The organism is Paraprevotella xylaniphila YIT 11841 (assembly GCF_900683745.1).
Classification (GTDB): domain Bacteria; phylum Bacteroidota; class Bacteroidia; order Bacteroidales; family Bacteroidaceae; genus Paraprevotella; species Paraprevotella xylaniphila.
Map to the genome: position 1 here is coordinate 600,598 of NZ_LR215980.1, position 20,253 is coordinate 620,850.

The 20,253-nt window shown below is 46.4% G+C and carries 18 protein-coding genes; 17 read left to right on the forward strand and 1 reads right to left on the reverse strand.

The genetic code is table 11. The features are described 5' to 3' along the window. Positions 1 to 27 precede the first annotated feature (27 nt). Positions 28 to 5,874, reverse strand: a complete 5,847-nt coding sequence (locus E0E47_RS17425; protein WP_197730271.1) for a glycoside hydrolase family 88 protein — start codon at positions 5,872 to 5,874, stop codon at positions 28 to 30. 251 nt (positions 5,875 to 6,125) lie between these two features. Here E0E47_RS17425 and E0E47_RS02435 point away from each other — a divergent pair, with 251 nt between their 5' ends. From E0E47_RS02435 to E0E47_RS02515, 17 genes are all read left to right on the forward strand, one after another. After that, positions 6,126 to 7,046, forward strand: coding sequence for a glucosaminidase domain-containing protein (locus E0E47_RS02435; RefSeq protein ID WP_130892775.1), 921 nt, complete (start codon positions 6,126 to 6,128; stop codon positions 7,044 to 7,046). Positions 7,047 to 7,061: 15 nt separating this feature from the next. Continuing rightward, a complete protein-coding gene (locus E0E47_RS02440; RefSeq protein WP_130892776.1) occupies positions 7,062 to 7,787 on the forward strand; it encodes a hypothetical protein in 726 nt (241 codons plus the stop codon). 367 nt (positions 7,788 to 8,154) lie between these two features. Then, the gene (locus E0E47_RS02445; RefSeq protein WP_130892777.1) at positions 8,155 to 8,520 is read left to right on the forward strand and encodes a hypothetical protein; all 366 of its coding nucleotides are present in this window, start codon (positions 8,155 to 8,157) and stop codon (positions 8,518 to 8,520) included. Positions 8,521 to 8,636: 116 nt separating this feature from the next. Beyond that, positions 8,637 to 9,494: a type I methionyl aminopeptidase gene (gene map / locus E0E47_RS02450; RefSeq protein ID WP_130892778.1), complete on the forward strand. Its 858-nt coding sequence runs from the start codon at positions 8,637 to 8,639 to the stop codon at positions 9,492 to 9,494. A gap of 29 nt (positions 9,495 to 9,523) precedes the next feature. Further along, positions 9,524 to 10,555 carry a tRNA (adenosine(37)-N6)-threonylcarbamoyltransferase complex transferase subunit TsaD gene (gene tsaD / locus E0E47_RS02455; protein ID WP_008624030.1) on the forward strand — a complete coding sequence of 344 codons (1,032 nt, stop codon included), beginning with the start codon at positions 9,524 to 9,526 and terminating at the stop codon, positions 10,553 to 10,555. Between the two features lie 9 nt (positions 10,556 to 10,564). Next, complete coding sequence (locus E0E47_RS02460; protein ID WP_008624029.1) at positions 10,565 to 11,071, forward strand: CinA family protein; 507 nt, start codon at positions 10,565 to 10,567, stop codon at positions 11,069 to 11,071. Positions 11,072 to 11,168: 97 nt separating this feature from the next. Next, positions 11,169 to 11,429, forward strand: a complete 261-nt coding sequence (rpmB, locus tag E0E47_RS02465) for a 50S ribosomal protein L28 (RefSeq protein WP_008624028.1) — start codon at positions 11,169 to 11,171, stop codon at positions 11,427 to 11,429. Positions 11,430 to 11,448: 19 nt separating this feature from the next. Beyond that, positions 11,449 to 11,637, forward strand: coding sequence for a 50S ribosomal protein L33 (rpmG, locus tag E0E47_RS02470; RefSeq protein ID WP_008621659.1), 189 nt, complete (start codon positions 11,449 to 11,451; stop codon positions 11,635 to 11,637). Between the two features lie 13 nt (positions 11,638 to 11,650). After that, the gene (locus E0E47_RS02475; protein ID WP_008624026.1) at positions 11,651 to 11,809 is read left to right on the forward strand and encodes a DUF4295 domain-containing protein; all 159 of its coding nucleotides are present in this window, start codon (positions 11,651 to 11,653) and stop codon (positions 11,807 to 11,809) included. A 219-nt stretch (positions 11,810 to 12,028) separates the two neighbouring features. After that, complete coding sequence (ftsY, locus tag E0E47_RS02480; RefSeq protein WP_008624022.1) at positions 12,029 to 12,985, forward strand: signal recognition particle-docking protein FtsY; 957 nt, start codon at positions 12,029 to 12,031, stop codon at positions 12,983 to 12,985. 39 nt (positions 12,986 to 13,024) lie between these two features. After that, the gene (gene rimO, locus E0E47_RS02485) at positions 13,025 to 14,326 is read left to right on the forward strand and encodes a 30S ribosomal protein S12 methylthiotransferase RimO (RefSeq protein WP_130892779.1); all 1,302 of its coding nucleotides are present in this window, start codon (positions 13,025 to 13,027) and stop codon (positions 14,324 to 14,326) included. A gap of 14 nt (positions 14,327 to 14,340) precedes the next feature. Continuing rightward, positions 14,341 to 14,613 (forward strand): HU family DNA-binding protein, encoded by a 273-nt coding sequence (locus E0E47_RS02490; RefSeq protein ID WP_130892780.1) that lies wholly within the window; start codon positions 14,341 to 14,343, stop codon positions 14,611 to 14,613. 12 nt (positions 14,614 to 14,625) lie between these two features. After that, positions 14,626 to 16,113 carry an HU family DNA-binding protein gene (locus tag E0E47_RS02495; protein ID WP_008624015.1) on the forward strand — a complete coding sequence of 496 codons (1,488 nt, stop codon included), beginning with the start codon at positions 14,626 to 14,628 and terminating at the stop codon, positions 16,111 to 16,113. 132 nt (positions 16,114 to 16,245) lie between these two features. Beyond that, complete coding sequence (locus E0E47_RS02500) at positions 16,246 to 17,241, forward strand: AAA family ATPase (protein ID WP_008624013.1); 996 nt, start codon at positions 16,246 to 16,248, stop codon at positions 17,239 to 17,241. Between the two features lie 12 nt (positions 17,242 to 17,253). After that, positions 17,254 to 18,123 (forward strand): DUF58 domain-containing protein, encoded by an 870-nt coding sequence (locus E0E47_RS02505; RefSeq protein WP_008621651.1) that lies wholly within the window; start codon positions 17,254 to 17,256, stop codon positions 18,121 to 18,123. A gap of 2 nt (positions 18,124 to 18,125) precedes the next feature. Further along, positions 18,126 to 19,229 carry a BatD family protein gene (locus tag E0E47_RS02510; RefSeq protein ID WP_008624010.1) on the forward strand — a complete coding sequence of 368 codons (1,104 nt, stop codon included), beginning with the start codon at positions 18,126 to 18,128 and terminating at the stop codon, positions 19,227 to 19,229. A gap of 15 nt (positions 19,230 to 19,244) precedes the next feature. Next, positions 19,245 to 20,243, forward strand: coding sequence for a vWA domain-containing protein (locus tag E0E47_RS02515; protein WP_130892781.1), 999 nt, complete (start codon positions 19,245 to 19,247; stop codon positions 20,241 to 20,243). Positions 20,244 to 20,253: the final 10 nt, after the last annotated feature.

Below are 20,253 nucleotides of genomic sequence, written 5' to 3' on the forward strand. Positions count from 1 at the left end.
GCCTTTTACACATCCTCTTAGATAACGTTATTTGATAATGAGTTTTTCTGTCTGTTTCTTGTCCGGACTTGGAGTAATATGGACGAAATACATACCTTTTTCCATAGGGGCATTGAAATAAGAGCCGGATGTCAGGTTCGGGATATGTCGGATGAGTTGCCCGTTACTGTTGAATATTTCCAGATGGATTTTAGAGGTATTCGTGGAATAAATATTCAAGGCCGTCCCTGGGTCGCATACGTTTTGGGATAGTCTCCATGCCTTTACGTCCTGTCCTTCTGTGGAAATGCTTTCTACAGAAGTGACTTTTTCGTATAATTTTGTAATCTCATCAGGATTCAGGGCGATGTCAAAGGTATAAAAATCGTCTATTTGGCCGCAAAAGTCAGCGTTGTCGGCTGCGACAGAAGAATCCCACCATTGCGTACGTCCTATGTAATTGCGTAAATCGGATGCGACGGTGGCCACTTCATAGGGCTCACGGATGATGTTGGTTCCGTTACCGACAATTTCACCGTTCCAATAAATCCGGGTCGTTCGTGTTCCTGCATCGTAAGTAAAGGCTACGTATGCTTCTGTTCCCGTTTGTAATTGCTTGTTTGCGTTAACCATTGCAGTGGTTCCGTTATTGTATTTGACTCCGGCAGAAAGTTTGTTGGCGCGTCCGAATATACTGTTACCTGAATCCGAACCAAAATCGTAGAAACGTGGTTGGCTATTCAGGGTCTTCGGAATGGCACGCAAGAAGAATGTGTAGCTACGCATATTTCCCAATATGTTTGACGGTACTATCAGGTAACCGTTGGAAGAGAATCCCTTTGGAGTGTTGCGGGTCAAGTCCAACGTTCCGTTGATGACGGCGGATCCTTTTATTTCTGCATCGTGTAAACGCCCGCTTTGGTCTTTTAGGAACTTCGTGCCGTTTTCCTCGTATACGTCCTGTGGGGCAAATGTGTAATGCAGGATGAGGTTTTCAAGGATGTCGCGCGGATAAACCGTGAGGATGAATTCCTTGTTTAAGTTTCCGATTCTGGCCGTCAGGGCCACTTCTGTGGGTTCGGACGGTAGTGTCACGATTCCGGTGGATGACAATAGCTCCTCGTTACTCGAAGTCCATTGGATGCCTTGTCCTTCCTTTGTTTGGGTGGCCAGTGGTATATCGGTGTGGACTTTTTGGGAGACTGTAAGTTGGTTTAGTGCTTCCTCGGCTTGTGCTTCATCCGAAAGGGTATACTGGCGACTGTTGGCGGACAGTAATTTTATTTCGTCCGAGTTGAGGGCATGGGAGTAATAATGGTAGTCTTCCACCCAACCTTCAAATCCTCCAACGAGCATTTCCTCTGTGGGAATGATGTTAGTTTCTACCTGTTGGTCTAACAGGCCGTTGATGAACGAGGTGATGATACCGTCGGAATAAGTGAGCGTCAGGTTGAAGAAACCTAATTTTGACGGGGTATACCAAACTCCGTTTGTGCTTCTGCCTTGTTCCCTCCATACGTCCGATGTGGCTAACTTGTTTGGACTGTCGAACCTTTCTGTTCCTATGCGTAAGTAAGGTTTCATGGTAAGGCTGTCCAATCCGTATCTCAGGTTTCCAAAAGCCACGATGTCTCCGTAATACTGGTATTGTGAGATTTGGAGGGAGAGCGACAGGGTGAAATCCCGAGTAGGCATGGGGATGTTGGCGTATTCTCCTTTATGGGTAAGCAAGACACCGGACTTTACGATTGCCGTGCTTTGCCCGTTATAGGTATTCCCGTCTGCCACCTCATCGAATGTCTCATAGGTGACAAGACCATCTGACAAATCCGTTTGGGCATATTCCCATTTGAAGTCGCAGTGGATGGCCGTGGCATATCCTTCTGGTTGGGAGGCACTGACAATCCAGTCGTAGTAGTTGCCGTGCATCCAAGCCAGTTGCAAAGGTGATTTCTCCGAACCCGGTATGAAGTAGGGGCGAACGTTGTTATAGCCCGAGTTGGATGTTACCTGTTCTTTGGATATGCTTCCGTCCTTGCTGATTTCCATTTTGACTATTTCATATTTACGTCCGTTCATGCCATTGATGGGTAGGGAGGCATAAATTTCATGCGGATTTTCGGGATTCATGGTCATTCCCGCGCTGTAGCACAATTCCAGATTGGGGGTCTGGTGGAATTTTCCGCCGCCATTGGCGAGTAATGTCTTGGCCCACTTCGTTCCGTTCCATTCGGCATGATAATAATCGTGTGAGGATTTGTCGTTACTGATTTGTGTCAGGAGGATGGCGGGCATTCCATTCTCCGTTTCTGAAATTTGCCACAGCCAATCTCGTTTGTCAGTAGGGTAATCTACAAGTGTGGACGAGTATTTTTCTATGTATTGCTTTGTCTTGTCCACATGGAAAGGGCCGTCTTGGATGGTCGATAGTACGTTGCCTGCCGCGTCTTCGAGTTGCAGCGTGTGGATGTTGATGGTGTTGAAATAGACAAAGTTTGGATACTCGTTATCCGGATGTCCTGTGGTGTAAGCCAACATGATTCTATCCTTGCCATTTGAATGGTATTTGGCATAGGGGCGTGCTCCCGTGGACTGGACAATCTGGTAGGGTCCCCAGTCTGTCTTTACATTGTCATTCTTGTCCGGAAGTGACAGGCGTGCTATAGTGGGATGCCAGTTAATGCCTCGCCAGCACAAATAGAAATGCTCCGGGTCTTCGCTGAGGAAGAACGGGGAGGGGTAAGTCGTGTTGGCTTCTGTCGCTATGGTTTTTTCCTCTCCCAACGTAGCCAGGTCGCCTTTCTTTTGTGACACGCGGTAATAGAAGCACGGTTCGTCCGTATGCCGCGAGTAGAACACCATGATTCTTTCGTCCGGAAGGACAAGGAATGTGGGGTTGTCATGGTCGTCCGGTTGGAAGCAGGAACGGATGAGTATTTCTTTGCGTTCATTCCGGATGAAGTCGTATTGCATGGCTTTGATGTTTCCATGTACGTCGATGTATCCTACGTAAGTGGCGTTGATGCTGCCGTCAGCGTTTTCATAGTGCAAAGCCCGTGGGTCGGCAAACCAACACCATGCCCCTTCCGGTGTAATCTCATCTCCTTCGTAGAATGTTTGCGTCGGTGCCTCTTCCGATATGACGCGGGCTTCCGTGATACTGTTCCATTGGTCTCCTCCGGCAGAGTTCCCTTTGCACCAAATGCGTATGTACCGGGCTTTGACGGGAGTAAACGTATAGCGTTCCAATTCGTTGGTTTGTCCGCTTGTTTGCACGTCCTCCATTACATTTTGGAATGTAATGCCGTCCGTAGAGGCTTGTATGTCGAAAAAGTTGTATCTGGTATTTCCTTGGTAATAAGCCAGGTCTATACCCGAAACGTTAATCTGGCTTCCCAAGTCGAAACAAATCCATTCCCCGATGCCGTCCTGGCTCCACCGGGTGGAGAGGTCGTTATCCACGGCTTGCGTATGGGGGTTGCCGGTTTGGCTTCCGCTAGCCGATACCGATACGATATATTGGTTGGGGTAGAGGGGGACGGGGAGAACCAATATGCGTGTGGCATCTTCTTCCATTACTCCTCCGTTTGTTCCGCGAAGTCCGGAAACTTTCAATTCCGGATGTCCGTATGGTATGGGAGTAGTGAACGAAAGGATGACTTCTTTGCCTTTGACTTTGACAGAGGCTTCTGCCGGTTTCCCGTTGATGGTGTAATGTTGGGTGGAAGCTCCCATTTGCACATCTACTTCTTCGTTGAATGTGAGGATTATCTGTATGGGCGATGTGATGTGGGCGTTGGCCAGACGTAAAGGTCGCGGGCTTGGGTTGTCCGTTGCATAACGGTACATTTCGCAGGCGGCCATCAGGTAGGCACCTACGCCGAAATCTCCGGTGGAGTTTTCGCTTACGGTTTGGTCGGGGTCGGCCTTTTCACCGATGGGTTGGACATAACCTACCCTCCCGTTTGCTTGTAGCGCGGTCTTGCTCAGGTAATTCCAGGCTTTTTCAATGGTCAATCCATATTCCTTTTCGTTCAGGTTGCCGCTATTTATGCCCCACAGAAATCCATATAGGATGAGCGATGTGCCGCTTGTTTCATATCCGGGCGCAAAAGCAGGGTCGAGCAGGCTGCGGGTCCAATAGCCTTCTTTTTCCTGGCATAGGGCCAAGGTGCGTGCCATCTTTTGATAATAAGACAGGTATTCGTTCCTATGTGGGTGGTTTTCGGGGAGGTCGGCCAAAACGCGGGCGAAGGCCGCGAATATCCATCCGTCTCCCCGTGCCCAGAAGTCTTTTTTCCCGGAGTTTGTTTGATGCGCGGGATAGACGTATTTGGCATCCCGGTAATACAAACCGGTTTCTTCGTCATACATGATGCTGTTGGCATAGCTCCAATAGTCGTGCATCTTTTCCAGGTATTTCCCGTCTTGGGTGATGCGGTAGAGGTGGCTCATGGCCGGCATGACCATGAACAGGCCATCTACCCAGTATAGGTAGTCGTTGGCAGCAGTGCCCATTTGGTATTCGAATACTTGTTTGGCCCGTGCGATGCGTTTTTCATCCGGAGTGAGACCGTATAGTTCGGAATACACTTGGAAGCATGCTTGGCAGTCGCCGAAAAGCACATTGTTTTCACCGTACGTGTAGGTCCATTTGCTTGGGTCATCCCCCGTCGGCCCGCTCCAATTGTTGTGTTCGGCCCATGCCGTGGAGAAATCCAGATAGGTCGGCTCTCCTGTGGTACGGTAGGCCTCCATGTTGCCGATATGGTAGACGGCACGGTTCCAAAAATAATTGCCGTGTGTGGGATTGGTGGTCATCCAGTATTGGTTCACTTTGTGTATGATGTCGGCCACGTCGTCCTTGCGGGGCAGTTGCGTGATACTGGTTTCCACTATCGGGTTTTCGATGCTTTGCTTGAATTCCTCAAGGGCTTCGAACCAATCTTCGTCCGTAGGCCAAAGGTTTTCAGGGAAGATGTTCCATCCTCCGCCGAAATAGAAGGTGACTTCATCACCGGGTGTATAGTCTATGGTTTGCACCAAGTGGCCGTCCGTTTCGAAGGCCGGGTCTGTTGTGCCGGGTATATAGGCACCTTCATAAAAGCGTGCGTTGGGAGATGTCACGGTGCCTTCCGACGGGTTTTCAGCATAACCGATTACACCGGGGATTGATGTGAATCGCTTTCCTTCAGAGGTTACTCCCGTCATGTTTTGGTGGGTGAATATCCCTACGGCCAACTTCATAACCTGTGGGGCACCTTCATACTTGACAACGGCTTTGTTGAGCAAACCGTTGGCCGAGGTCGTAATTCGCAGGGTCTTTTTATAACTCCTCCCGTTGACTTCCACATGGTTGTATGTGAGCAAGAACTCAGACTTAAGTCGCCCGTCTTCTATGATTTCACATTCGTCATAAGCATCGTGGAGCCAAAGTTTCCCATCTGCATAGGCTGCGACCCCTCCTGCGCCCAATGTCTTGCCGTTCACGGAATAAGCGTCCACCCCGAATTGGCTTTCGCTGTGGTAGTTGGAAAGTGAATACATGGACTCAATGATGGGCGCGTCCGTCTTTTTCCCCCATAAGTCCACGCCATTGGCAGTCTCGGGTTCCGAAGACTGCAGTTTATGGCTGTACATCCGGTATGCACTGTAATTGTTTTCCCAAGCGATGTCATTCCGGCTTTCGGGGAGCATTTGGGCTACAAAAGCCAACTTCCGGGGTTGTGTGGGGTTGCCTTCGGAAAGGGTGTAGCCTAAGGTGGAACATACGTCTATTTCTGCCAAGAAACGGATATGGTTGTTACCACAGGACTCGTAAGGGACAGGGGTGCCCTTTTCGTCTTTTAAGGAACTGCGGTTTAGCTCAAAGCTTTGAGGCATCTGGATTTCCACAAGTTCATGCCTTTTGAATCCGGAAGGGTTTTTTAACCGGAAAGAGTAACTGTCTGCACTTGCCGGGAGTGTGACCCAAGCGAAAATGAATGGCAGGATTCTTTCAGCAAAATGAAGAATTGTTTTTTTCATGTGATAAAAATAAATAGGTTAATAATGCACAAATATACATTTTTTGTTTGTAAAGGGAAAACTAACGAAGAAAAAAGAGGTAACTTTGTGTGTGAGAAATCCTTCATGATATTTGAGATATGCGATTGAAAACCGTTTTCTTATCCGTATTGTTCGGCGTGACGAGCTTTTTGCTACAGGCACAAGGTGTCAGCCAGCAATACCTTAATTATATAGAACGTTACAAGGGGATGGCCGTGGACCAGATGCTGCGTTATAAAATTCCGGCTAGCATCACGTTGGCACAAGGATTATTGGAAAGTGGATCCGGGACAAGCACATTGGCCCGGAAGGCCAACAATCATTTCGGCATTAAATGCGGGCGTGCATGGAAGGGACCCTACATCTTGCAGGACGATGATGCGCGGAATGAGAAGTTCCGTAAATACCGCAGCGTGGAAGAGTCGTACGAAGACCATTCGCGTTTTCTGCAACAAGCGCGTTATTCTTCGTTGTTTGAACTTTCCCCGAAAGATTATAAAGGTTGGGCGCGTGGTTTGAAACGCTGTGGTTATGCCACGAACCCCCGTTACGCTTCCTTGCTGATAGATTTGATAGAACGGTATGACCTCGACCAGTATGATAAGTATAAGTCGTCTCGTCTTCATTTTGATTACAGCAGCATAGACCGTCAGCTGAACAGCGAGTCGCTGCCGTCCCATCTGGTTTATCGCAATAATGAGAATTATTATATTATTGCGCGTGCCGGGGATACGTTTGATTTGTTGGCGGAAGAAACCGGTGTGTCGGCGCGCGACATCCGGAAGTTCAATGAATTGCCGAAGGGATATCGAATCCAAGCCGGTGATGTGTTGTATTTGGAACGGAAGCGGAAAAAGGCGGCTAAAAAATACAAGGACGTGCCTCACGTGGTGAAGGCCGGTGAGTCGATGTATGATATTGCGCAACGCTACGGGATACGTTTGGAGAGCCTGTATGACATGAATAATTTGCCGGCAGATTATGCCATTCAAGTAAATGACCGTTTGCGTGTACGTTAAAATAAGGAGGTCAGAATGAAACAGAAAGGTCTTTATCGGGCTTTATTGCTCATTTTGTTTGTAACCTGTACGGTTGCAGGGCAGGCGCAGGAGGTCTTGCGTTCGGATTCGCTGACGGGTATGGATGCCGGAAAGGTGAGCCTGAAGGTACAGCCGTCGGCATCGGATGTGACACCGAAGAAAGTCGGTGCGCGGTTGGCCTTGTCGGACACGTTGGTGGCTGATACGGCGCGATTGACTTTTCGCCCTTCTCTGCCTCCATTGTACCGGGACGGTACCGTGGCATATTTCCCGACAAGTTATTATGGCGGATATTGGGGCTTATGGGAACTGCATGAAGGTTTCAATGCCTGCCTGGACATGAGCGTGTCGGCCTCGTTCGGCAAGAACCGTTTTCCCGGGGTGGGATTCGGGACCGGAATCTCTGCCATGTATGTGCGTAGCCTTACCGACCGGTTGGTGCTGTCTGTGGGAGGCTTTTACGACCGCTTGTCTTGGAACGGCTTGAATGAGAACCGTTTCGGAATCAATTTGTTGGCCGGTTACCAGTTGACCGACAGGGTGAGTTTGTACGCATACGGCAGCAAAGCTTTTTTCCCGATGCAAGGTCGTCAGCCGTGGATTCCTCCGATGCCGTGGATGAACAATTTCAGCAGTCGGTTTGGAGGAATGGTGCATTTCAAGGTCTCCGATGCTGTGTCTGTTTCGCTCAGTGTGGAAGAGACCAGTTGGAAACGTTGATGGGCAAAAGTCGATAGGAAGCCATGGGGCTTGGCGGTCGGACGTGTTGCCGGTTTCTGAAAAACATACACATCCGTGCGGTTTCTGCTAAGGAGAGCGTCCGGATGTTTTGTTTGGACAAAATGTTGTTTGAATCCCGTTTTGGAGTATTAAAATGAAAGCAAAAAGGATGTTCCTGTTACGCCTGCCTTTCACGAAAAGGCTTTGTTAAGGGGGCTTGACGGTGTTTTTGGATACATTTTTTTATGTTTCGGGGCTTGTTTTTTACGTATCTAAAGCAAAATTAGGAAACACTTTCAGCCGAACGATTTTTCGTTCGGCTGAAAAAACATTTTTTTTCTCCGCATGTCGTGGGAGAGGTGTCTGCATGTTGTCGGAAAGTTCTACGCAGACGGAGGCGCGGCGGTCGGCAAATGCCCCTTTTTTAAGCTATTTGGGGCGGAAAGGGACGCAGATCCGGAATGCCTTCTTGCGAGGCGGAACGCCCCGGATGCTTACGGGTTCCGTATCGCCTTGCGCCGGGCGTGGACTTTCATACGGCATTATGGAAGCGGGAATGCGGGACAGGTTGGCATTCTGTACTTTCCCCGATGCGCGAGAATCGCGTATTTGCGGCGGCAGCGGGGAAAGGGCGCAAATGAGCGAACCGCGAGGGGGTGGGATTGTCATATTGACACTTGGAATATCGACAGGTGCCATTCGGGACTTGGCATGTCAAGTGCGGGAGTGTTGACGGCTTTCGTAGGATTGGTCTAAATAATATAAAGGTATAGGGATATTTATAAGGTTTTACAGTCGAAAAGTGATTTTTTTATCGTACTTTTGTATGATAAATCTGTGAAAGAAAGAATGCGAAGAAAGATAAGACGGAATTGGATTGTCCCAGAAGGAGCCGAACTGACGGATTTGGACCGTAAGGTTTTGGCTTTTCAGGAAGAAGGCTGTTTGGTGCCTTCGCGTAAATTGATTAAGACGCCTGAACAAATAGAGGGGATTCGCAGGAGCGGTGTGGTAAATACCGGAGTGTTGGATCTCGTGGCCCAAGAGATACATGCCGGAATGACTACGCTTGAGATTGACGAGATGGTATATGATTATACGGTAAGCCATGGGGCCATTCCCGCTCCGCTGAACTATGAAGGATTTCCTAAGAGTGTGTGTACTTCTATCAACGAGGTGGTCTGTCACGGCATTCCTAATGAATTCGATGTATTGGAGGAAGGAGATATTGTCAATGTAGACGTTTCCACCATATTGGACGGGTATTACAGCGATGCTTCACGTATGTTTGTCATCGGGCAGACCACACCCGAGAAGCAGAAATTGGTAGACGTCGCGCGCGAATGCCTGGAGATAGGCATGAAAGCTGCCCGTCCGTTCGGCTTTGTGGGGGATATAGGAAATGCCATCGAAAAGCATGCCAGGAAGAACGGTTTCAGCATCGTGCGCGATTTGTGCGGACATGGGGTGGGACTGGAGTTTCATGAAGAGCCGGATGTGGAGCATTTCGGCCGGAAGGGAACAGGGATGCTCTTGGTGCCCGGCATGGTGTTTACGATAGAACCTATGGTGAACATGGGCGATTGGAGTGTGTTTGTGGATGAAGAAGACGGATGGACTGTCGTGACGGAGGATGAACTGCCCAGTGCGCAATGGGAACACACGTTCCTGATGACAGAAAACGGTTTGGAGATTCTTACTTATTGAGACGCCATAATTTATTAGGACGTAAGGAAATGGAAAAGAAAGATATCATTATATTAGGTATAGAGTCGAGTTGCGATGATACTTCGGCTGCGGTGGTTCGCAATGGAGTGTTGTTAAGTAACGTGACGGCAAGCCAGGCTGTGCACGAGGCGTATGGTGGAGTTGTGCCGGAACTGGCTTCCCGTGCCCATCAGCAAAATGTGGTCCCGGTAGTGGACCAAGCGTTGAAACGTGCCGGGGTGGCCAAGGAGGAACTTTCGGCTGTGGCTTTCACACGAGGTCCCGGGCTGATGGGTTCTTTGTTGGTGGGGGTGTCTTTTGCCAAAGGGTTTGCACGTGCGCTCGATATTCCCATGATAGAGGTCAATCATTTGCAAGGACATGTATTGGCGCATTTTATTAAAGAAGATGAGGGCGACCGGGACCAACCGGAATTTCCGTTCTTGTGCTTGCTGGTAAGCGGCGGCAATTCCCAAATCATTCTGGTGAAAGCCTATAATGACATGGAAGTGTTGGGGCAGACGATAGACGACGCGGCAGGCGAAGCCATTGACAAGTGTTCCAAAGTGATGGGGTTGGGCTATCCCGGAGGACCGATAATAGACAGGTTGGCGCGCCAGGGGAATCCGCAGGCGTATTCTTTTGCCAAACCTCACATCGGAGGATATGATTATAGTTTTAGCGGCTTGAAGACCTCATTTCTTTATTCTTTACGGGATTGGATGAAGGAAGATCCGGATTTTGTCGAGCATCACAAAGAAGATTTGGCCGCCTCCTTAGAACATACGATAGTGGATATCCTGATGAAGAAGCTACGCCAGGCGGCAAAAGACACAGGAATCAGGCAGGTAGCCGTGGCAGGCGGGGTTTCGGCCAATAATGGGTTGCGTAATGCGTTCCGGGAACATGCGGACAGGTACGGTTGGAGAATCTTTATTCCGAAATTCAGTTATACGACCGACAATGCAGCCATGATAGCCATTACCGGGCATTTCAAGTACCAGGATAAGGATTTTTGTACGATAGATATGCCTGCTTATTCAAGAGTAACATTAAAATAATCAAGATATATGATGAATGTAGAATCTAAAATCATAAGTCGTGAAATCAGCCCGCTGTTATGGAAAGCAGGGGAGACGGTGTGCACGGCAGAAAGTTGTACTTCGGGGCAGATTTCGGCAGCCATAACCAGCGTGCCGGGAAGTTCTACTTATTTCAAAGGAGGCATCGTTTGTTACACCAATGAGATAAAAACTCGTTTCCTTGGTGTTCCGCAAGAGTTGTTGGAAGAAAAAGGAGCTGTAAGCGAGGAAGTGGTGCGTGCCATGTTCGAGGGGGCATTGAAAGCTATGGAAACCACGTACGCAATAGCTATTACCGGTTATGCCGGTCCCGGTGGAGGTGAAGAAGCTCCGGTCGGTACGATTTGGATTGCCGTAGGCGATAAAAACGAAGTGGCGGTGGAAAAACTTGAAGGTGATGACGGCCGGGACATGAATTTGGCCAAAGCGACACTGGTGGCCCTCCAACTTCTGCTCGACTTGCTTAAAAAGCGTCATCCGCAGGAAGAAGAGTGATTTTTTTGCGAAAATACTTGTATATTCGGTTTTTAAGCACTAATTTTGCACTCTGTTTGAAAGAAGCTAATAGAAATAAACAAAAAGGAAGATAGAAATGTCTAAGATTTGTCAAATTACCGGGAAGAAAGCCATGGTTGGCAACAATGTTTCTCATTCTAAGCGTCGTACAAAGAGACGGTTTGATGTGAACTTGTTTACGAAGAAATTCTACTATGTAGAACAGGATTGTTGGATTAGCCTGAAAATTAGTGCTGCTGGTCTGCGATATATTAATAAAGTTGGACTCGACGCAGCGTTGGCCAATGCGGTTGAGAAAGGCTATTGTGATTGGAAAACCATTAAAGTAATTGCTTAATTAAAGGAGAGTAGGACTTATGGCAAAGAAGGCTAAAGGTAACAGAGTGCAGGTCATTTTGGAATGCACTGAGATGAAAGAGAGTGGTCTTCCCGGAACATCCCGTTATGTGACGACGAAGAATCGTAAGAATACTCCCGAAAGATTGGAATTGAAAAAATACAATCCCATTTTGCGGAGAATGACAGTTCATAAAGAAATAAAATAATATTTAGGATACTATGGCAAAAAAAGTAGTGGCCACCCTCCGTACTGGAAAGACAGATGGCCGTTCTTATACGAAGGTAATCAAAATGGTGAAGAGCCCTAAGACCGGTGCTTATGTTTTTGACGAGCAAATGGTTCTGAATGAAGCCGTGAAGGATTTCTTCAAGAACTAACCTCGTATTTTAATACGATTCAATATAGTCCCTTCCACAAATCGTGGAGGGGATTTTTTGTAGGCATGGCAGGCGTTAGAAAACTTGTGCCGTCTTTGTCTTTATGAAATATAGGGCGCGGTTCGACATAGCCAAGTTTGAAAAACTTTGTTTTTCGTTTGTTTCTGCGCTCACCTTTCACTATCTTTGTGCTTGTAATGTACATTAAATAAAAGGCGTATGGGAATTTTCAGCTTTTTTTCAAAAGAAAAAAAAGAGACACTTGATAAAGGACTGGAAAAGACGAAAGAGAGTTTTTTCGGGAAACTGACCCGGGCGGTAGCCGGTAAGTCGAAAGTGGACGATGATGTACTGGATCGTCTGGAGGAGGTTTTGGTAACGTCGGATGTAGGAGTAGATACAACGTTAAACATTATCGACCGGATTGAAAAACGTGTGGCCCGGGATAAATATGTAACGGTAAATGAGCTGAATGATATATTAAGGGATGAGATAGCGTCTCTGCTCACTGAAAACAATACGGCAGATACCGAGGGTTTCGTTTTACCCGAAGGGAAAAAACCGTATGTGATTATGGTTGTGGGTGTGAACGGGGTCGGTAAGACCACTACCATAGGCAAGTTGGCCTACCAGTTTAAGAAAGCCGGAAAAAAAGTGTATCTCGGAGCGTCGGATACATTCCGTGCGGCTGCAGTGGAGCAGTTGGAAATATGGTCTGAGCGAGTCGGTGTTCCTATTGTGAAACAGCAAATGGGAAGTGACCCGGCATCTGTGGCCTTCGATACGTTGAGTTCTGCGACGGCGAATGGTGCGGATGTCGTCTTGATTGATACGGCCGGACGTTTGCATAACAAAAAGGGGTTGATGGACGAATTATCCAAAATAAAACGTGTCATGCAGAAAGTGGTGCCGGATGCCCCTCACGATGTCATGTTGGTGCTTGACGGGAGTACGGGGCAGAACGCCTTTGAACAAGCCAAGCAATTCACGTTAGCTACGGAAGTGACCAGCATGGCTATCACAAAGCTCGACGGAACAGCAAAGGGTGGAGTCGTTATCGGTATTTCCGACCAGTTTAAGATTCCGGTACGTTATATCGGTTTGGGAGAAGGTGTCGAGGATTTACAGCCTTTTAACCGGAAAGAGTTTGTAAAGTCTCTTTTTGGGAATGAGTAAGGAAGGATTTTGATTGGTTCATTAAAAAAGAATATTGTTTTGCGAAAGAATACGATTGATGTCATAACGTTGGGGTGTTCAAAGAATCTGGTCGATTCGGAAAAATTGATGCGTCAGTTGGAAGCCAACGGGTATAAAGTAACGCATGATGCAGACCGTCCCCTGGGGGAAATCGCTGTGATTAATACTTGTGGATTTATCGGAGATGCCAAGGAGGAAAGCATCAATATGATATTGGAATTTTGCCAGGCTAAGGAAGAGGGGCGTTTGAAGAAACTATTTGTCATGGGGTGCCTCTCGGAGCGGTATCTGAAAGAATTAGGTGAAGAAATTCCACAGGTCGATAAGTTTTATGGTAAGTTCGATTGGAATGAATTGTTGGCCGATTTGGGAAAGGCATATCATCAGGAGTTGAGTTTGGAACGTGAGTTGACTACTCCTTCCCATTATGCTTATCTGAAAATTTCAGAAGGATGCGACCGTAGGTGCTCCTATTGTGCCATACCTATTATCACGGGGAAGCACGTGTCGCGTCCGATAGAGGATATTTTGGAGGAAGTACGGATGTTGGTGTCACGTGGCGTGAAGGAATTTCAGGTCATTGCCCAGGAGTTGACCTACTATGGTTTGGACCTTTATCATCGTCAGGTGTTGCCGGAACTTATAGAACGGATGGCTGATATTCCAGGTGTGGAGTGGATTAGGCTCCATTATGCTTATCCCGCGAATTTTCCAGTAGATTTATTCCGGGTGATGCGTGAGAAAAAGAATGTTTGCAAATACATGGACATCGCTTTACAGCATATTAGTGACAATATGTTACAGAGGATGCATCGACATGTGACCCGTAAGGAAACCTATGATTTGATAGAACGTTTCAGGGAGGAAGTACCGGGGATTCATTTGCGTACGACCTTGATGGTAGGGCATCCTGGGGAAACGGAAGAAGATTTCAATGAGTTGTTGGATTTCGTCCGCAAGGTTAAATTCGACCGTATGGGAGCTTTTTCTTATTCGGAGGAAGAAGGGACTTATTCGGCAGAGCATTATGAAGATGAGATTCCTTTTGAGGTCAAGCAGGCCCGGTTGGATAAATTGATGGCTTTGCAGCAGGAGGTTTCGGCGGATTTGGCAACTCGGAAAATAGGAAAGGTTTTCAAGGTGATTATAGACCGTAGCGAAGGAGAATATTATATAGGACGTACGGAGTTTGATTCGCCTGAGGTGGATCCGGAAGTCCTGATTCCTGCATGCGAAGGGACTTTGTCTTTCGGAGCGTTTTATGAGGTGAAGATTACAGACGCTGATGACTTTGATTTGTATGGTACTCGAATGTTTTAAGGAGCTGTATATGTATGAATAATAAGGAGTTTATAGCGGAATTATCCCGTCGTTTAGGTTATACGGTGAAGGACACGTCTTCATTGATGGTTACCTTGGTTGCTGAAATGACGGAAGAATTGGAGGATGAAAACGTCATAGCCATTCAGAATATAGGCTCGTTTGAGGTGAGGAAAAAACAAGAACGGGTGGTCGTGAATCCCGCTACCCAGCAACGCATGTTGGTGCCTCCCAAATTAGTCATTAATTTCAAACCTAGCACTTCTTTTAAAGAGAGGATGCAATAAACGTCGGTCGTAATGGATAAAAAGGTTTTGATACAAGATTTAGCTGACGGGTTAGTGTTGCGGAGAGGGCTGCCTAAAAAGGATGCCGATGTTTTTGTGCGTTCGGTTTTTGAAATTATAGGAGAATATCTGCAAACGGATAAGATTGTTAAAGTAAAGGGGCTTGGAACCTTTAAATTAGTGACAGTGGATAGCCGGGAGAGTGTGGATGTGAACACCGGCGAGAGAATCGTAATCAAAGAATATACGAAGGTTAATTTTACACCGGATCCCGTTCTGCGAGACGCTGTCAATAAGCCTTTTGCACAGTTTGAAACCGTGGTTTTGTATGAAGGTACGGATATTGCCGATATGGAGCGGATGGATATTCCGGACTTATCTGAAGATAATGAAGCGGAAAATGTATATGATGCGAATGGAGGGCCGGATGAAGCAGATGAAGTGGCGTTGTCCGAATCAGAAGATGTCCTTTCGGTTGGAGAGAAGGATATGCAGGCGAAAGGGCGTCATGGTATAGATGAAGTCTCAATAGAAACAGCGGCTATAGACGAAACCGGAGCGGTAGAGATCCAAGATGGTGAAAATGAAAATACTGATACTGAAACTACCGTGAATTCTATAGAGGAATATTCCGATGTAGTGGAAGAGGTTGGGAATAAGACTGAGATTGTCTCCGAAAATGTAGATGAGAAATCAGATACGTCGGTTGATGATGAGACGGAGGATGAAAGAGTTTCTTCTTTGCTGCGGCAAAACACGGAAGACGAAATAAAGGCAGAATCGATTTCAGCCGTTCAGGAGGGAGTGTTACCGGAAGGAAAGGAAGAAGGGGCGCACAATAAGAATAATACCAATGCTGATGTTCACCATGTGGAAAAGGTGCATGTGGCAACTCAACAAATAGAGGTGCAGAAAGTCGAACATCAAACTGTGGAGAATCAGCATATTGTTCAAATGGCACCCGAACATCATGGTCGTAGACGAGTCTATTTGACGCCTTGGATGATGTTTTTTGTAGTCCTACTGGTATTATTATTGATGGCTATCAGTTATTATATCGGTTATCATCATCTTTTTTCTGGAAATCAAACAAAAGTCGTGAAGCAGCCGGTTGTAGTGCATCCTGTTCCTTTTAAACAAGATACGGTTCAGATTTCGAAAGAGCAAGATTCTTTGGGGGGGGATACCGATTCTATACGGCAAGTACAAGTGCCGGAAGGTATGCCGGAAAAAACAAATAAGGTGGAAGTACAACCGAAAGATACGCGAAAAATATCCGTAGAGTACCCTCAGGTGAAAAACGGGGCGTATGAAATTATAGGTACACAAGAAGAACACCGTATGAGGGGCGGAGAGACTTTGCGAGGTTTGGCATTGAGGTATTACGGCTCGAAAGATTTTACAGTTTATCTGGTGGCATATAATAAAATCGCTAATCCAGACCTCGTGCCTGAGGGCATGTTGCTGAAAATACCTAAGTTAAGATTAAAACGCCGTTAACTGCCATGAAAAGTTTCTTAAATAGATATTTGGGAAACTTTTTTTAATAATATAATATTGTCAGTGCGTACTAAAAAGCTTAATTTTGGGTCACGAAAAACGAGAGTATAATTTAAAACAAATAAAACAGATATGGCTGAAGCGATAGATATTCGCGAGTTGAATGAGCGAATAGAGAAACAAAGTGCTTTTGTAACGAATTTAATAACCGGTATGGATCAGGTGATTGTAGGGCAGAAGCATTTGGTGGAATCACTTTTAATAGGATTGTTGAGTGACGGGCATGTATTGTTGGAAGGTGTGCCCGGTTTAGCGAAGACGTTGGCCATAAAGACATTGGCATCGTTGATAGATGGAAAATTCAGTCGAGTCCAGTTTACTCCGGACTTGCTTCCTGCCGATGTAATAGGCACGATGATGTATAGCCAAAAAGACGAGACGTTCATTGCCCAACGTGGTCCTATTTTTGCCAATTTCGTGTTGGCAGATGAAATTAACCGTGCTCCGGCCAAGGTGCAGAGTGCCCTGTTGGAAGCGATGCAAGAGCGTCAGGTTACCATCAGTAAAGAAACATATAAATTACCGGAGCCTTTTTTGGTATTGGCCACGCAGAATCCGATAGAGCAGGAAGGAACTTATCCTTTACCGGAAGCCCAAGTGGACCGTTTTATGTTGAAGGTGATAATTGATTATCCAAAATTGGAAGAGGAAAAGAAAATTATCCGTCAGCAAATCAAAGGGGAAAGGGCCGTCGTGCGCCCTATTTTGTCCACTGATGAAATCATCGAAGCACGTAATGTAGTCAGGGAAGTGTATTTGGACGAGAAGATAGAGCAATATATTGCCGACATTGTTTTTGCTACGCGTTATCCTGAGCAATACGGTTTGAAAGACTTGAAAAATTATATGGAATTCGGCGGTTCCCCGCGTGCTTCTATTAATTTGGCTTTGGCTGCCCGTGCCTATGCTTTTATTAAACGTCGGGGATATGTGATACCAGAAGATGTACGCGCTATTGCCCATGATGTTTTGCGCCACCGTATCGGGCTTTCATACGAGGCGGAAGCCAATAATGTCAGCAGCGAAGAAATCATCAGTCAGATATTGAATAAGGTAGAAGTACCCTAATCATCGTTGTGAATGGATACAAGTGAGATTTTAAAGCGAGTCCGTCAAATCGAAATTAAAACGAGAGGACTGTCCAACAATATTTTTGCCGGTGAATATCATTCGGCCTTCAAAGGGCGTGGTATGGCTTTCTCTGAAGTGAGAGAATACCAGTACGGAGACGATATTCGCGACATAGATTGGAATGTGACAGCACGTTTTAACCGGCCTTTCGTCAAAGTGTTCGAGGAGGAACGTGAGCTGACGGTCATGCTTGTGATTGATGTTTCGGGCAGTTTGAGTTTCGGAACTGTTTCTCAGACCAAGCGAGAGATGGTGGCGGAGATAGCTGCGACGTTGGCTTTTTCCGCCATACAAAACAACGATAAAATCGGAGTGATTTTTTTTTCGGACAGGATAGAAAAGTTCATTCCTCCGAAGAAGGGACGCAAGCACATTTTGCGCATCATACGAGAACTGTTGGATTTTACTCCTCAAAGCAAGTCTACGGATATCGGTCAGGCGATAGAGTATCTTACTCAGGCCATTAAGCGGCGTTGTACGGCATTCTTGTTGAGCGATTTCATAGATAGAAAAGACTATCGTACGGCTTTAACCGTTGCTAACCGGAAGCATGATGTGGTGGCCATTCAGGTTTTCGACCGCCGGATGGCAGACTTACCGGATGTCGGATTGATGAAGGTTTGCGATGCGGAAACCGGACATGAACAATATATCGATACGTCTAGTCGCAAGGTGCGGAAAGCCCATCATGATTGGTGGAAGAACAGGCAGAATTTGTTGCAGGATACGTTTACGAAGAGCAATGTGGATTCGGTTTCTATTCGTACGGATCAAGATTATGTGTCTTCGTTGATGACTTTATTTGCCAAACGAAATTAAAGATGAAAAGTTACCATAATAAAAAGAGAATACCCCTTCGGCAGTGGTTGCTTTTGCCGTTTTTCCTGATGTCAAGCCTTGTAGAGGCCCAGGTGACGGTGGATGTCAGGATTGATTCATTGGAGCTTTGGGTGGGGGAGCAGACTCGTATAACTTTGGATGTCAGTACGGATACTAAGTCCAAGCTGATAATGCCCCAGTTGAAAGCCGGAGATATGCTGACTCCAGGAGTGGAGGTGGTAGAAGTTGCCAAGGCAGACACACAGCAATTAAACGAAGGAGCCCGTCGTTTGGTTTCCCAAAGCTATATCGTGACTTCTTTTGATTCGGCTTTGTATTATTTGCCCCCCTTCGTGGTGAAAGTAGATGGAAAAAAATACCAATCGAAGAGCTTGGCATTGAGAGTGTTGTCTATACCTGTCGATACGGTTCATGTCGACCGGTTTTATGGCCCTAAAGAAATTATGGCCGTACCTTTTTCATGGACGGATTGGTCTTTGATATTCGCTTTGTCCGTACTTTTGCTTGTATGGGTTCTCGGCTTGGCTTATTTTTATATACGTTATCGAGATAATAAGCCTATCATCAAGATAATCAAGTTGGCTCCCAAGGTTTTGCCGCATACGAAGGCCATGGAGGAAATTGACCAAATCAAGGCAGAGAAAGTTTGGGCGAAAGAAGATTCTAAGGAATATTATACCCGGCTGACCGCTATTCTGCGTACTTATATTGAGAAGCGTTATGGTTTCAATGCCATGGAGATGACCTCGACCGAGATTATCGACCGATTGCTGAAAGAGCAAACTTCTGAAAGTTTGGACGAATTGCGCATGCTGTTCCAGACTGCCGATTTGGTCAAATTTGCCAAATATAATACATTGATTAATGAGAACGATGCAAATCTGGTGAATGCCATTGAATTTATCAACCAGACAAAGGTAGAAGCAGATGAAAATGACGTAGCGGAGACGGATAAAGTAACGATTGAACAGAAACGTACCCGCCGGACATTGGTAAGTATGCGTTTGGCATTGATATTGCTTACGGTGGCCGCATTAGCTTTGTTGGCTTGGATTCTTTGGATGGTGTATGACTTGGTCGTTTAAAAATTATAAGTGATTATGACGTTTGCGAATATTGAATATTTTTTTCTCTTGCTTCTGCTAATTCCTTATATATTATGGTATGTGCTGAAGAACAAGAAGAAAGAACCTACGTTGTTGGTGTCGGATACGACGGCATACCGTTATGCGCCTAAGAGTTATAAGAACCATCTGATTCATGCGCCTTTCATACTGCGTTTGTTTACGTTTGTGATGGTTGTTATCATACTGGCTCGTCCCCAGACTAGTAACAGTTGGAAAAACACTCAGGTTGAGGGTATAGACATCATGTTGGCAGTCGACGTTTCGACCAGTATGTTGGCCGAAGACCTGAAGCCGAACCGTTTGGAGGCAGCCAAACAGGTGGCTTCCGAATTTATAGCGGGCAGGCCGAATGACAATATCGGTCTGACTATTTTTGCGGCCGAGGCGTTTACCCAATGTCCGATGACCACGGATCACGCCGTATTGCTGAACCTCTTTCATGGCATCAAGACTGATATGGCTCAGCGAGGCATGATTCAAGACGGAACAGCCGTAGGAATGGGAATCGCCAATGCCGTTTCCCGCTTGAAAGACAGTAAGGCCAAAAGCAAGGTGATTATCTTGTTGACGGACGGAACGAATAATGCCGGAGATATTTCGCCGTTGACTGCGGCTGAGATTGCCAAGAGTTTCGGAATACGGGTGTACACGATTGGTGTGGGTACCAATGGTTTAGCACCTTATCCCATGCCGGTAGCAGGCGGTGTACAATATCTGAATGTGCCGGTAGAAATCGATACCAAGACTTTGGCAGCCATAGCCGGGAAGACAGATGGTGAGTTTTATCGGGCTACGGATAATAAGAAGTTGGAGGACGTGTATAAGGATATTGATAAGTTAGAGAAAACGAAGCTGAATGTCAAACAATACAGCAAGCGTTATGAAGCATACGCCTTATTTGCCTGGTTCGCAGCTGCTGCGCTTTTACTTGAAATCCTGTTACGTATGACCATATTGAAGAAAATACCTTAATTCATTCTGA

Coding starts and splice junctions, on each gene's coding strand:
- rpmG (WP_008621659.1), top strand. CDS start 11,449: ATGGCAAAGAAGGCTAAAGGTAACAGAGTGCAGGTCATTTTGGAATGC.
- E0E47_RS02475 (WP_008624026.1), top strand. CDS start 11,651: ATGGCAAAAAAAGTAGTGGCCACCCTCCGTACTGGAAAGACAGATGGC.
- tsaD (WP_008624030.1), top strand. CDS start 9,524: ATGGAAAAGAAAGATATCATTATATTAGGTATAGAGTCGAGTTGCGAT.
- E0E47_RS02505 (WP_008621651.1), top strand. CDS start 17,254: ATGGATACAAGTGAGATTTTAAAGCGAGTCCGTCAAATCGAAATTAAA.
- rpmB (WP_008624028.1), top strand. CDS start 11,169: ATGTCTAAGATTTGTCAAATTACCGGGAAGAAAGCCATGGTTGGCAAC.
- E0E47_RS02445 (WP_130892777.1), top strand. CDS start 8,155: ATGTTGTCGGAAAGTTCTACGCAGACGGAGGCGCGGCGGTCGGCAAAT.
- E0E47_RS02500 (WP_008624013.1), top strand. CDS start 16,246: ATGGCTGAAGCGATAGATATTCGCGAGTTGAATGAGCGAATAGAGAAA.
- E0E47_RS02515 (WP_130892781.1), top strand. CDS start 19,245: ATGACGTTTGCGAATATTGAATATTTTTTTCTCTTGCTTCTGCTAATT.
- E0E47_RS02435 (WP_130892775.1), top strand. CDS start 6,126: ATGCGATTGAAAACCGTTTTCTTATCCGTATTGTTCGGCGTGACGAGC.
- ftsY (WP_008624022.1), top strand. CDS start 12,029: ATGGGAATTTTCAGCTTTTTTTCAAAAGAAAAAAAAGAGACACTTGAT.
- E0E47_RS02440 (WP_130892776.1), top strand. CDS start 7,062: ATGAAACAGAAAGGTCTTTATCGGGCTTTATTGCTCATTTTGTTTGTA.
- E0E47_RS02460 (WP_008624029.1), top strand. CDS start 10,565: ATGATGAATGTAGAATCTAAAATCATAAGTCGTGAAATCAGCCCGCTG.
- E0E47_RS02510 (WP_008624010.1), top strand. CDS start 18,126: ATGAAAAGTTACCATAATAAAAAGAGAATACCCCTTCGGCAGTGGTTG.
- E0E47_RS02495 (WP_008624015.1), top strand. CDS start 14,626: ATGGATAAAAAGGTTTTGATACAAGATTTAGCTGACGGGTTAGTGTTG.
- map (WP_130892778.1), top strand. CDS start 8,637: ATGCGAAGAAAGATAAGACGGAATTGGATTGTCCCAGAAGGAGCCGAA.
- E0E47_RS02490 (WP_130892780.1), top strand. CDS start 14,341: ATGAATAATAAGGAGTTTATAGCGGAATTATCCCGTCGTTTAGGTTAT.